This is a genomic window from Woronichinia naegeliana WA131 (genome assembly GCA_025370055.1).
GTDB lineage: Bacteria > Cyanobacteriota > Cyanobacteriia > Cyanobacteriales > Microcystaceae > Woronichinia > Woronichinia naegeliana.
The window spans coordinates 4,383,004-4,396,880 of the sequence record CP073041.1; the positions used below are offsets into that span (position 1 = coordinate 4,383,004).

Annotated in this window: 8 protein-coding genes and 3 pseudogenes; 4 read left to right on the forward strand and 7 right to left on the reverse strand. The window is 39.2% G+C overall.

Annotated elements, in window-relative coordinates; translation table 11 throughout:
* Positions 1 to 90 precede the first annotated feature (90 nt).
* Together KA717_22075 and KA717_22080 are read left to right on the forward strand one after the other, a co-directional pair.
* On the forward strand, positions 91 to 741 hold the full coding sequence (locus KA717_22075; protein UXE58713.1) for a DUF2301 domain-containing membrane protein: 651 nt from the start codon (positions 91 to 93) through the stop codon (positions 739 to 741).
* Positions 742 to 780: 39 nt separating this feature from the next.
* On the forward strand, positions 781 to 1,947 hold the full coding sequence (locus KA717_22080) for an aminotransferase class V-fold PLP-dependent enzyme (GenBank protein UXE58714.1): 1,167 nt from the start codon (positions 781 to 783) through the stop codon (positions 1,945 to 1,947).
* 523 nt (positions 1,948 to 2,470) lie between these two features.
* Here KA717_22080 and KA717_22085 read toward each other — a convergent pair.
* From KA717_22085 to KA717_22095, 3 genes and pseudogenes are all read right to left on the reverse strand, one after another.
* A pseudogene (locus KA717_22085) lies at positions 2,471 to 3,807 on the reverse strand (IS5 family transposase).
* A 174-nt stretch (positions 3,808 to 3,981) separates the two neighbouring features.
* The gene (locus KA717_22090; GenBank protein ID UXE58715.1) at positions 3,982 to 4,635 is read right to left on the reverse strand and encodes a hypothetical protein; all 654 of its coding nucleotides are present in this window, start codon (positions 4,633 to 4,635) and stop codon (positions 3,982 to 3,984) included.
* 42 nt (positions 4,636 to 4,677) lie between these two features.
* Positions 4,678 to 5,722 (reverse strand): annotated as a pseudogene (locus KA717_22095) (IS630 family transposase).
* 132 nt (positions 5,723 to 5,854) lie between these two features.
* Here KA717_22095 and KA717_22100 point away from each other — a divergent pair.
* Together KA717_22100 and KA717_22105 are read left to right on the forward strand one after the other, a co-directional pair.
* The gene (locus KA717_22100) at positions 5,855 to 6,631 is read left to right on the forward strand and encodes an IS1634 family transposase (GenBank protein ID UXE58716.1); all 777 of its coding nucleotides are present in this window, start codon (positions 5,855 to 5,857) and stop codon (positions 6,629 to 6,631) included.
* A 639-nt stretch (positions 6,632 to 7,270) separates the two neighbouring features.
* Positions 7,271 to 8,603 (forward strand): annotated as a pseudogene (locus tag KA717_22105) (IS5 family transposase).
* 216 nt (positions 8,604 to 8,819) lie between these two features.
* Here the strand turns inward: KA717_22105 and KA717_22110 are convergent.
* The 4 genes from KA717_22110 to KA717_22125 all read right to left on the reverse strand — a co-directional run bounded on the left by KA717_22110 (position 8,820) and on the right by KA717_22125 (position 13,227).
* The gene (locus KA717_22110) at positions 8,820 to 9,908 is read right to left on the reverse strand and encodes an ISAs1 family transposase (GenBank protein ID UXE58717.1); all 1,089 of its coding nucleotides are present in this window, start codon (positions 9,906 to 9,908) and stop codon (positions 8,820 to 8,822) included.
* A 505-nt stretch (positions 9,909 to 10,413) separates the two neighbouring features.
* Complete coding sequence (locus KA717_22115; protein UXE58718.1) at positions 10,414 to 11,412, reverse strand: ISNCY family transposase; 999 nt, start codon at positions 11,410 to 11,412, stop codon at positions 10,414 to 10,416.
* A 55-nt stretch (positions 11,413 to 11,467) separates the two neighbouring features.
* Positions 11,468 to 12,793, reverse strand: coding sequence for an IS4 family transposase (locus tag KA717_22120; GenBank protein ID UXE64751.1), 1,326 nt, complete (start codon positions 12,791 to 12,793; stop codon positions 11,468 to 11,470).
* A 98-nt stretch (positions 12,794 to 12,891) separates the two neighbouring features.
* On the reverse strand, positions 12,892 to 13,227 hold the full coding sequence (locus tag KA717_22125) for a hypothetical protein (GenBank protein UXE58719.1): 336 nt from the start codon (positions 13,225 to 13,227) through the stop codon (positions 12,892 to 12,894).
* Between the last annotated feature and the right edge of the window lie 650 nt (positions 13,228 to 13,877).

Consider the following 13,877-nt stretch of genomic DNA (forward strand, 5'->3'; position numbering starts at 1 on the left):
AGCCCACTTTGGACGGAAAAGAATCAAAAGGATTTGCGCTGGTATATATAATAGAAGTTCTTCCCTTTAGCTTATGTGGAATACTCAACAATGGACAGTTGCTCACCGATCTATCAAGGCCAATTTGGTGAATTTACCATTACTGACAGCGATCGCCGCGAAGTGATTCTCTACCGCACAGGATTAGCGATCGCCGCATTGAGTTTTGTATCCGGTGTCACTTTATTCTTAACAAATACCCTTTCTAGCTTTTTATGGCCTATCTTAAACCTGCTCTTTTTACTATTTAGCTTGGGATTGAGTCTAAGCCTGTGGAAAATTCATATTTATCTGAAACCACTACACCAAACCTTGCAACTATTTTTAGTAATCGGTAGCCTATCTGCCTTATTTTTAGTGATTTATCTTCAGCAACCCCTCGCCCAATTAGTTTATTTTTATCCTCTTTCCTTGCTGGGCATTGGCTTTAGTTTTGCGGCTCTAACAGGAATTTTTTTCAAAGAGGCTTTTTGTTTTAATCGGTTAGAGACAAAACTGTTAACCCCCCTAGTACCTTTATTACTCCTCGGTCATTTATTCTCCATTTTACCTGTCAGCTTGGAGAAAATTCTTCTCGCTCTTTGGGCCGGACTATTTTTGATTTTTGTGGCCCGCAAGGTTGTTCAACCCATTCCACCCGATATTGGCGATAAGTCGGTTTTTACCTATTTAGAACAACAGCGATCGATTTCTTCTACCTAATCTAGGGTTTGCTTCCGGTTAATATCTCCGTGAAAGAAAATGAAGCGTCCTATTTACCTCGACTATCAGGCTACTACCCCGATGGATGAAAGGGTGTTTGCGGCCATGAAACCCTTTTTTTTAGATCATTTTGGTAATCCTTCTAGTCCTCATCTCTATGGTTGGGAAGCCCTGGCGGCCATTAATCAAGCTAGAGAAAAAATTGCCGCCTCAATTCACGCTAGTCCTGATGAAATTATCTTTACCAGTGGAGCTACGGAGGCCAATAATTTGGCAATCAAAGGGGCGGCAGAAGCCTATTTTAGTCAGGGCAGACATTTAATTACGGTGCAAACGGAGCATCGGGCTGTTCTCGATCCCTGTCGTTATTTGGAGTCCCTGGGTTTTGAAGTGACCTATCTGACCGTTCAGGCTGACGGATTACTAGATCTCGGGCAATTAGAGGCCGCTATTCGTCCAGACACGATTTTAGTCTCAGTGATGGCCGCCAATAATGAGATCGGGGTATTACAACCGTTGGCGGAGATTGGAGCTATTTGTCATCGTCAGCAGGTACTTTTTCACAGTGATGCAGCCCAGGCGATCGCCAAAATCCCCCTAAATGTAGAAACCATGCAAATTGATCTGATGTCCTTAACTGCCCATAAAATCTATGGCCCCAAGGGCATTGGCGCACTCTATCGACGTAAGAGAAATCCGAAAGTGCAATTGGCGGCTCAGATTCAGGGAGGAGGTCAGGAAGATGGTCTGCGATCGGGAACCTTACCCACTCCTTTAATTATCGGTTTGGCAGAAGCAATCAGCCTAGGTTTAGCCGAATTACTAACGGAAAATTCACGTCAACAAGTATTACGCGATCGCCTTTGGCAGGGATTACAAAGCTTAGATGGTGTTATCTTAAATGGCCATCCCAATCAACGTTTAGCCGGTAATCTTAATATTAGTATTGAAGGTGTAAAAGGGACGAGTTTACTGTTAGCTCTTCAACCCCATATCGCGCTTGCTTCCGGTTCTGCTTGTTCTTCTCAAAACAATTTACCTTCCCCCGTTTTAAAGGCTTTAGGTCGTTCCGATGCCTTGGCTCAAGATTCTCTACGGTTAGGGTTAGGACGATTTACCACTGCGCCAGAGATTGATCAGGCGATCGCCATTATTTTAGAAACAGTTAAATCCTTACGTTCGGGTAAATCTTATAAGTTATTCTGAATTGTTCGAGACATTTAGTGAGATATACGGCCTTGCTCTAGATTGGGCTGCTGCTGAGGCGTTCGGTGGACATTTTGAATCGGCTGAGTTGGGGGCAATGGTTGATCGCGAGGCGATTATCAATCAGGCGATCGCTTAGTTTCTGGAAGTGATGGGTGAGGGAATAACCGCTTCCCAAAACTCGTAGGGACAAACTGCGAAAACTGCGATCACCCCTTACTGTGAAGAAAAAAGCGATCGCCCCTTACTGTGAAGAAAAAAGCGATCGCCGTTTAGTGAATAGTTAATAGTAAATAGGGCTTGCTGAAAAAGTCAAAAAACGAAAGAAATGTGGGTTAGGGAAGTATGGACTGAAAAAGCATAGATAACTTATCCTTATGGAAACAAATCAAAATACAGATTTTGTTTAATCTATTGTTCCTTTCTGTCTAAAAAGGTCAACACAAATCACTCCTCACAAAAGAGAGGAAAATTAACACCATTTTTCACAAGAAAAACGACTCTACAACTTTTTACTTTTTGTCTTCTGAAGTAGAGTAGAAAGATTCATTACCAAAAAGTTCATCGCAATTACCGTTTCCGAGGTCTCAGGTAGTTTGGCCATCACTCGACCAAGACTAAATTTCCTCTTTCCCTGTCCGAATTTACCCTCAATGGCATTACGCACTCTTTCATCTGAGCGTGCCTCTTTCTTTTTTTCTTTGCTCACCTCTTTCGGCGGTCTTCCCAATCGGGGACCACTCATTCTTATATCCCTTTCTTTACAATAAGCTCGATTCGCTTTTGTTCGATAGATTTTATCCACATGAACCGATTCCGGATAACATCCTGTTTCCCTTTTATATTCTTCTATTCGCGCTTGTAAATCTCCCGATTCGTTGTAATTATCCCAACTTAATTTGTCTAAGAAGACAAAGCCATTCACATTACTTGCCGATATTTTAGCTCCAAACTCTACTGCTTTTCCCGCTTTTCCACGCACTATTGGACGCACGTGAGGTTGGCTTACACTCACAATTCTGTTTTCTACTTTATTTGTCTTTTTTTCATACATTTCTAACTGTTGCTCATACACTTTTCCTATCGTTACAAGCTCTTCTTGCTCTTTTTTCGTTAGTTTTTCTAACTTTGCTCCCTCTTCTATCATTTTTTCTATATGAGACAAGTTTCTTTTTATATATCCTAGTTGTTTTTTTGTTCCTTTTCTTCTTTCTTTTTTTGACACACGACGTTTTTTTGCTATGGCTAAGTACTCTTTTCTTGCCACTTCCCTATAAGTCCTCGGCTTTTCTTTCCTTTTCTCTTTTATTTCTTCATACAGCTTATCTATTATTTTTTCTGTTTTTTCTCTGGCATCATTCAATATTCCTATATCCGTTGGATATTTTATATCTGCTGGTGTACAAGTCGCATCTAACAATAACTTTCCTTCATTTTCTTTTTTTTCTGACGCTACACCCGTCGCTTTTTTTCTATTTCTTTATTAATTTTATTTATTAATTCCATTCCTATTTTTTTACGAAAATGAACCATCATTGACGCATTAAATGCTTCTTTGCTACTATAGCTTTCCATTCCTATAAAGTACTGTAAATAAGGGTTCTCTTTTATTTGTTCTACTGTTTCTCTGTCACTTTTTCCTGAAATTTCTTTGATAATTAATGCTCCTAATGCCATTCTAAATGATTTGGCTGGGGCTCCTTTTTTTTCTGTGAAGTTTTTTGCATATTCTTCCTCATATTCTTCCCAAAGAATCATTTTTGACATTTCTATCCAACGATTTTCTTCGTCTAACTGCCCGCCGAACAGATTTTTCAAGTTTTCTGGTGTTTCAATTGAGTACTGTTGCTTTCGGTACATCTGCTTTCTCTCTTCTTAATGCAATGGTTTTGAGGCATTCTACCCTATTTTCGTGCATTCTAGCGGTTCTTAATTCGCCTACTATTTTTCTCCGTAAAGGTTTCAGCTTTTTTCAGCAAGCCCTAAATAGTTGATAGTTATCCATTTAAAAAGCGATCGCCCCCTTATTTTTGGTTAACCAAAAGCAAAGGTTGCCCCCAAAAGATTAACATTGACATCAGCAAAGACAAAACCCGTCGTGGCACTGGTGGTTAACAATAAAGTTCCCGTACCAAAAGCAGCATTGCCTGTTACGCCATCACCAACTTTAAACAGAGTATTACTGCCAGAAACCTGTACATCAATAGCGGTTATGCCGGTGAATTTGAGCAGATCTCCACCGACTCCACGCACAAAGTTGTAAACGGTATCAACCCCATCGCCACTGGTATAGTTAACCGTATCTTTAACAGTATCACTGCCGAGATAGAGTAGATCGTTGCCTCCTCCTCCTGTGAGGATATCTGCGCCGCCGTAGCCATAGAGAACGTTAACCCCCGTATTGCCTGTGAGATTATCGCCTGCGGTATTGGAGCCTTGAACGTTTTCAATTAAAGAAAGAGTATCTGTTCCGCCTAAACCATCGCTGGCGGTTCCCGTTGCTAAGTTTACTGTAACGCTACCAGTGGAAACATAATAGTAAGCTGTATCAGTGCCGTTATCACCAATCAAGCTATCATTGCCTGCACCGCCATTGAGGGTATCGTTACCATCTCCGCCATTGAGGGTATTGTTGGCAGTATTGCCTGTGAGGATGTTATTGGCAGCATTACCCGTACCATTAATCACGCTAGAACCCGTTAAGGTCAGGCTTTCGATGTTGGCTATACTTCAAACGTTCATAATCTGAGATTTATCAAAGCGTTGAAATCGTAAGGTGAGCAGAGAATCAAGCTCCTCCTTATATTTTACGTTAGCATCCTCAAGACATCCTGAAATTGCTGCAGAAAACTGCGTAAAATCTTCATAATATTTTGCGTATAAACACTTCTTCTTCACAAACTTCCACAGTCTTTCAATTAAATTCAAGTTAGGAGAATAAGGAGGTAAGTACAGTAACTCTATTCCTAATGATTCTGCCAACTCCTGTACAATTCGGCATTTTTGATAACGAGCATTGTCTAATACCAACGTAATCGGTATTAATAGTCCTAATTCTGCTATCTTTTCTAGGAGTTCACAAACCTGAGTTCCCGTAATATAAGAACTGTTCGTTACCATAATTACTTCATGGGTAATTGCATTTAATGCTCCTAACACATTAAAACGTTTTCTCCCTGATGGTGACTTAATAAAAATCCTTTTGAAGCACCATATAAAATTTACAAATGCTCCCATTACAAAATGAGAGGCATCTACAAAGAAAACTGCCCTTTTTCCTGCTTTTGCCTCTTCTAGCCTTGGTTCTAGCTCTTTTTCTCTATAGCTATCCTGAGCTTCTACATCTGCTTTTGATGGAATTGTTCCCACCTTTAGACACCTCATTCCTATTGACTTTAAAAATTTTCTGACTTGCGTTGGACTTCTTTTTATTCCCGTTAATTCTTCTATTCTTTTTACTGCTTCATTTATTCTTGCTGGTGGATTTGACTCAAAATATGCCTCAATTGTCCCTTGATGCTCTGTTAACTCGCTTTTCGGGCGATTAAATTTTATTTCTTTTAGTTTTTCTATACCCGCCCTCTTGATAATCACGGATATAGCTTGTCAACGTATTTACTGAAACTCCTGCGAATTGAGCAATTTTTTGATGAGATAATCCCTGACTTTTTAACCATAAAACTTCCATCTTTAGCTGTACTCTAGGATGCGGGTGATTAAACCGACCGTAAGACAACAGTCTTTTGTCTTCTTCCGTAAATTCTAACTTAATCATTTCTCAGCCTCTTGACTACTTTTTCTATTTTTACTATATTATCTCTTATTTTTAAAATTCGCAACTTGTGACCGTGTTCAGTATATTAAAGACCTCGACCACTTAGGAATCGTAGCGGGAATTATAGATGAAATGGGTTTAGTAGAAATTATCGATGAGGAAGTGGGAACTCATCCTCAAGAAAAGCTCAGTGTAGGTACAATAGTAAAAGCAATGATATTAAACTGCTTAGGATGTATTAATGCTCCGTTATATTTGTTTAGTGAGTTTTTTAAAGGAAAAGCATTAGAACACCTATTAGGAGAAGGAATAAAAGCAGAAGATTTAAATGATGACAAGCTAGGAAGGTCATTGGATAAGGTATTTGGAGTGGGGGTAAAAAACCGGTTCACGAAAATAGTCCTAAAAGCGGCAGCAATCTTTGGAATAGAACAAAAGTCAAAGCATTTAGACTCAACCTCAATGTCTGTACAAGGGAAGTATAAGGAAAGGATAGAAGATGAGGAAGACGAGCAGACAAAAGCCATAAAAATAAAATTTGGTTATTCCAGAGATAAACGACCAGACCTAAAACAGTTTATGTTAAATATGATATGTAGTGGAGATGGTGGTGTCCCTCTCTTTATGCAATTAGGAGGTGGCAATGAATCGGATAAAAAGGTGTTTCCCCAGATAATCAAAGACTGTCAAGAAACGTTGAATATGGAAGGTTTATCGGTAATTGATGGAGCTTTTTATACGGCGGAAAATGTGGGCATGGCGAGGTCAATTCAATGGTTAAGTCGTGTCCCTCTGAAAGAAGCCACTGAGACTTTGGCAAATATATCAGAAGACCAATGGCAGCAGGGTGAACAGGACGGTTATCGTTGGCAAGTGAGGGCTTCGGAATATGGGGGTGAACCAGGGTAATCGCATATTAGTAGAGTGGAATCAAAAAAGAAATCTAGCTTAAAAATAGACTATATCAAAAACTAAAAAGAGAAGAAAATCAACTTAAACTCTAAAAGATTAAGTAATTTCGCTAATTCATAATTGTTGGTGTCAATATTTTGCCAATCCTCCTATTTGGGGCTTGCTGAATAAGGATGAAATCCTTGCTAGACAATACTTTCAGGCATTTTACAAACGATCAGATGCAAGGTTATGGCATTTGGAGGCTCAAAATCCATGCACTTTGCTGGAAAAATGTGAGGTAAAACTGGAAACTGAGCTCTGAAGTCACCATTTTTCGCGCCCTGTGGCATCTAGGTTCGTTTTGTGGACTTTTTCAGCAAGCCCTATTTGAAGCTAAATATACTCATGAATATCACTCCCGTGAACTAGCTGCTAAAACCTGTAGAAGAAAATTGTTGTCCATCGCCGCCAAATAACGCTTCATCTTCAAGCTTTTTTGAGATGGCTCATGTTTAAGCAAATTAATACTTAGGGCTTGCTGAAAAAAGCTGAAACCTTTACGGAGAAAAATAGTAGGCGAATTAAGAACCGCTAGAATGCACGAAAATAGGGTAGAATGCCTCAAAACCATTGCATTAAGAAGAGAGAAAGCAGATGTACCGAAAGCAACAGTACTCAATTGAAACACCAGAAAACTTGAAAAATCTGTTCGGCGGGCAGTTAGACGAAGAAAATCGTTGGATAGAAATGTCAAAAATGATTCCCTGGGAAGAATATGAGGAAGAATATGCAAAAAACTTCACAGAAAAAAAAGGAGCCCCAGCCAAATCATTTAGAATGGCATTAGGAGCATTAATTATCAAAGAAATTTCAGGAAAAAGTGACAGAGAAACAGTAGAACAAATAAAAGAGAACCCTTATTTACAGTACTTTATAGGAATGGAAAGCTATAGTAGCAAAGAAGCATTTAATGCGTCAATGATGGTTCATTTTCGTAAAAAAATAGGAATGGAATTAATAAATAAAATTAATAAAGAAATAGAAAAAAAAGCGACGGTTGTAGCGTCAGAAAAAAAAGAAAATGAAGGAAAGTTATTGTTAGATGCGACTTGTACACCAGCAGATATAAAATATCCAACGGATATAGGAATATTGAATGATGCCAGAGAAAAAACAGAAAAAATAATAGATAAGCTGTATGAAGAAATAAAAGAGAAAAGGAAAGCCGAGGACTTATAGGGAAGTGGCAAGAAAAGAGTACTTAGCCATAGCAAAAAAACGTCGTGTGTCAAAAAAAGAAAGAAGAAAAGGAACAAAAAAACAACTAGGATATATAAAAAGAAACTTGTCTGATATAGAAAAAATGATAGAAGAGGGAGCAAAGTTAGAAAAACTAACGAAAAAAGAGCAAGAAGAGCTTGTAACGATAGGAAAAGTGTATGAGCAACAGTTAGAAATGTATGAAAAAAAGACAAATAAAGTAGAAAACAGAATTGTGAGTGTAAGCCAACCTCACGTGCGTCCAATAGTGCGTGGAAAAGCGGGAAAAGCAGTAGAGTTTGGAGCTAAAATATCGGCAAGTAATGTGAATGGCTTTGTCTTCTTAGACAAATTAAGTTGGGATAATTACAACGAATCGGGAGATTTACAAGCGCGAATAGAAGAATATAAAAGGGAAACAGGATGTTATCCGGAATCGGTTCATGTGGATAAAATCTATCGAACAAAAGCGAATCGAGCTTATTGTAAAGAAAGGGATATAAGAATGAGTGGTCCCCGATTGGGAAGACCGCCGAAAGAGGTGAGCAAAGAAAAAAAGAAAGAGGCACGCTCAGATGAAAGAGTGCGTAATGCCATTGAGGGTAAATTCGGACAGGGAAAGAGGAAATTTAGTCTTGGTCGAGTGATGGCCAAACTACCTGAGACCTCGGAAACGGTAATTGCGATGAACTTTTTGGTAATGAATCTTTCTACTCTACTTCAGAAGATAAAAAGTAAAAAGTTGTAGAGTCGTTTTTCTTGTGAAAAATGGTGTTAATTTTCCTCTCTTTTGTGAGGAGTGATTTGTGTTGACCTTTTTAGACAGAAAGGAACAATAGATTAAACAAAATCTGTATTTTGATTTGTTTCCATAAGGATAAGTTATCTATGCTTTTTCAGTCCATACTTCCCTAACCCACATTTCTTTCGTTTTTTGACTTTTTCAGCAAGCCCTACTTAAACGACGGAGCAAGCCCAAATTATCAGCCGCATTACCTTGACGCACTCGACTCGCATCCTCATTAAAAGTGACATCTAAAACCCAATGCAGACTATTTTCAATACTCCAGTGAGAACGAATCACATGGCTATGACGTTCGGCATCCGTAGGAAGACTGCTAATATAATAGCGAAACGTCTCTGTTGTTTTATGACCGAATTGAGTTTTACTTTTAACCATCACAACAGTTGCTAAACCGACCCACTGATTTTGGCGATGCAATGCGGAAAGCTGATTGATTGACACTGTCCAGACTTGACGAGTTTCTAAACGGTAATGTCCTTTTTCTGTCTTCTCATGATAACTGTATTCAATTCCTTGCCAGTTCTGAGCGACCGCTTGTTTAAACCAATCCCTAACTTGTTTATTAAGTTTGCCCTGATTTCCTTTGAGAGCCAATACATAGTCACCTTCACCTTGCTTTATTTGTTTTGCGATTTCTGTCTGCGTTCCCATTGCATCTAGGGTTACTACTGCCCCCTTGATGTTAAGTAACTTCAGTAACAAGGGGACTGCTTTTATTTCATTAGATTTACTATCTACTTTCTTTTGCGCTAACATCAGTCCCCGCTCACTACTCCACGCACTTATGCTGTGTAACGCATTTAGTCCTTTTTCCCTATCATAAGAACCTCTTTTCGTTTTTCCATCTATCTGTATCAGCTCTATGTCCATTTTCTCCGTTAGACTGCTTATCCAGCTCAGAAAACTTTTTTCTAGTTCTTCTGTTTCCAACATTCCAAATACTCTTCCAAAGGTATCGTGAGAGGGAATTCCCTTTGGTAACTCTAGAAACATTTCTAGCCATTCTCGTTTGGCTTTGCCATAGGCTTCAATTGCTACGAAGCCATCTGCCCCTGACAATACTGCCAATATTCCTATGGTGACAATTGCTGTTAAGTTATGGTCTTGCCTTCTCCCTGTTCTCGGTTCTTTTAGGCACTGAAAATGTTTCAGTATGCTTCTTTTGATAATTTTGACTTCTTTTTCTTGTTGTGGGGTTAGAACTCTTGCGCCGAAGCCTTTTGCCATCTTTGACCTCACTCACTTACTTTTTTTAAATAATAGCCTTTTCTTCTCTTAGATGACTGCTTCTTTTTTACACTATATTTCTCTCTTTTTGTCTGTATTTTTTGTAACAAATAAGATGCGATTACCCTGGGGTTTGAGGTTTTTCTTAGTCATGGTTTTGTGTCTCCACAATTAATGAATTTGACTTGGTAGCACACTAAATTAAAGCTAGGCTACTTGTCAAGTTTTTTTGAACAATTTCTAACCGAGTATTTCTAGTGAGCTTCTGTTAATAATTAAGCCCAAAATACTCACCTCAAAAAATCTAAATCTCGTTTTACTTTTCCAAGGGTGCCAGGTATCCGAAAGCCCCGAACTGACTAGGATTGTGAGTCAATTCATAGAGGCGAACCGTGCGCCAAGGGAGACAGAACAGCAATTCCAAATTCAGAATGTAGTCAAAGATACAAAAGGCTCAATGTATTTACTGGCAAGGGTTTTGCTATGAAAATTGCCAATTAATCAACTAGGAAGAATTCGAGACAGCGAGAGAAACTGAGTCATCAAGCATAAAATCTAAAAGATGATGCCAGCTTTCAAAGAACAGATATTTGGTCAAAGAGAGAATATCTTGAAAGAATCCCTTATGAGTGCCGCGTTGGACGCGAATTCTCTGGTAACGTTCATCAACCAAACCTAAAACCGTGTGCAAGAGAAAAGCCAGCAAATTCAGGGTAAGCAAAACAGAGGCGAGGTGTTGTTTACCATGCCCAAAATTATGCTCTAAGTGATAGCCTCGATTTTTGAGAATATTGTGATTCTCGTTCTCAGTACGCCAACGAGTCCGTCCAGCACGACAGACATCAAGAACGATGTGAGGGGTGAGAAAATGATTGGTAATCCAACTATTGTGATAAAGAAGTTGAGCATCGGATTCGCGGTGGATTTTTAGCTCACACCAGTTAACCAACAAAGCAGGCTGTTGGTCTCGCAGGGGAATCTGATTGAGATAACGGCAGTGCCAAATCTCGAAATACTTCCCATTCCAACGTCGGTGTTGAGTGGTTTTGACTTCTCCATTAGCTTCTAAATAGTTTAACCATTCATAGAGTGTGGGATGAGAAGTCGGTAAACAGACGAAGATAAAGTTGAAATCGTGGTCGAGACAGTGCTGACAAGTGGGCTGACGACTGTACAAGTCATCCCCTAGCAGAGTTATCTTCTGTCCCGCAAACAAACTAGCATGGTTACTTATCCAACGTTTCGCCGCATTTTGCTCACAATCTTGCTTTTCAGAACCGTCTTGAGGGGTGATAAATTCAGGGGGTAAGGAAAAAACTGATTCATGGTCTGGGGAAACAATCACGGGCAATAATGCCTGATGGAAGTAGGTGACTTTTCCCTGTTTTGACGTTTTGGTTGAACAGCATGGACAATTTACTTTTTCCGAACTGTAGTAATTTGTCCCATCCATTGCTACTAGAAGATTTCCCCTCAATATTTCATAGGCTTTCAAGAATCCCATGCTCCTCAATGCTTGGTAAATTAACCCAAACAAAGGGAATAGACTACCATCCGTGTCAACTTAAAGGAATGGGTTCCCAAATTTGTTGATTGAGAGCGGCCTTTTCTCGATGTCGCTTTCTCTCAGCTTTGACCAAACCAAATAACTTAGCACGTTCAGCCAGATAGGTTACTGTATCAGGCTTTTCTCCTCTAGCAATAGCCTTCGCTACATAGTATAGACTCCGAAACACCATCTCTACTGAGATTTTTTCTTTCGGTTGATTTAGAGCAATCGCCACTTCCCCTACCAATTGATTTAAGACCGTATAGAAAATCAAAGTGCAAATAATCTGGATTTGGACACCATTCTTATTACCTACCCATAAATAGGCTAGTCCTAAAAGTCTTTTCGTTAATAAAAAGGCTTCTTCGATTGTCCATCGTCTTCGATATAAATCACAGACCTCTTCGGCGGACAGTTGTTCGGGAGACAACACATTTGTTAAATACTGATACCAGATTGTTCCCCATAATACTGAGACTAATCTCACCGGATGCTTGCAAGGATTAGAACGGTAATTTCCCATAATGATAATCTCATCTCTGTAATGACTACCTTGAGACAATACTTGTTTGGTTTTGTAAGATGTACCCGCTCTAAATCTGGTTAGAAAAAACTTTTTAGCTTCTGTTAACAAATCAAACCACACAAAGCTAAAAAATCCCATATCTACAAGAATTAAACCATTTTCTGGTAATTTAGCTGCCAATTCTTCACACCATATTTTATCATTTGATTTATCATTTTCTGTGTACCATAAAGTAACGGGTCTTTGGGTAAAGGCTTCCACTACCATCATTATTTTACCCCCCAATTTACTCTTTTCTTCTTTACTTATTTTCATATTTTTCCTTATCTGCTCTAGCGTTGAGCCATCTGCTATCCACACTGCACTAAACTTTTCTCTTATTTTTTCCCATTTTTCTCCTACTTGGAGCTTCTTCCCTTTTTCGGCTGCTTTTTCTAACACTCCTTTTAGTAATATTGCAAATATTTCGGCTGGCACATTCATCATTCTTTTTGATACTGCCTGTTTGCTTACTTTTAATGATGCTACCCATAGCAATCCCTCTTCCTCTAACAGTCTTACCGCTTCACTTATACCCGCTATTTGACGATACACTATACTTAACACTAATGCCACCATTACTGGTAAATTTAATACCCTATCTCTCATCATTTTCTCATGAGTTCCCTGTAAATATTTTAATGGTGTAAACATTGTGGGTTCTAGTAATTCAAACAACTCTTTTGTTATTTCAGGGATTTCTACCCCTGGCTGATTTGTCTTACGACGTAAGTCTGGGTTTCCTTTTCTCCGAGGATGTTGTCTTGCCATTTGTTTTTTGCTCACTTTTTTATATACTAACCTTTTTTTCAGCCTACTCTTACTTCCGCCTGCTTTTAGGCTAATCTTTTGTGAGTAGGCATTTTGGCTTAAGTTGACACCAATGATAGACTACTCGCTGCTACCCCATCCACAATGTTGCGAATCTGTTCTACTGTTGGTATTTTTTCTAGTCCAAACAAGCTCTGAGCATTATCTCGCCCACAACGGCTGTTAAGCTGACGTTGGTACTCTAAAAATGACTCATTTTGCATAAAAAAGGCGGCAAATGCCCCCAGTATCGCCTCTCTTAGACTATATTTCGTTGCATTACTAACCGAACGGGGGTCATCTATCTTCCCAATGACCTCGTTTAAACAGTGAACGATTCCGTCAAAACTTAGGTCGTTTACTTCCATCTTTCTCTCTGCAAAATCAGTAGACACTTTTCTCTTTATTCATAACTTCCTATAGGTCAAAGTTTTTCTGTCTCTATTTATACCATTTGAATTTGGAATTGCTGGAGACAGAAAAAGACTTTTGACACTTTTTGAGGTGAGTGCTAGAATCAAGTGAGCTACTCCGCGTCGTCGCCCGCAAAAGGATATGAACAACACCCCCCACTCATAATCGCAAGGGGTGTCAGCCCTGTACCCATACCACCCTCAGCCGAGGAAGTGGTATTAATTTCCCGTTGTACAGGTGCGGCTTGTTGGGGTGTGAGATTTTTCTTCGTCATGGTTTTGTGTCTCCACATTTTAAGAATTGAGGGTATTCTAACTTACATGCTTTAGGGTTTGTCGAGTTTTTATGATAGATTTTTATGATATTCCTAATTAATATTTTCTATTTTCTACAATACTAAATCAAAGTTTTCTACAATACCAAACCCCAAAACACTCACCCCAAAAAATTTAAGTCTCGTCTTGTTCAAACCCCATACCAGATATGGTCAAGCCCCGAACTGACTAGGATTGTGAGTCAATTCGTTGATGCGAATCGTGCGCCCTGGCAAGTAGAAAAAGACTTTCGACACTTTTTTGAGGTAAGTGTTAGGATGAAACGGACTATTCCGCATCGCCGCCCGCAAAAGGAT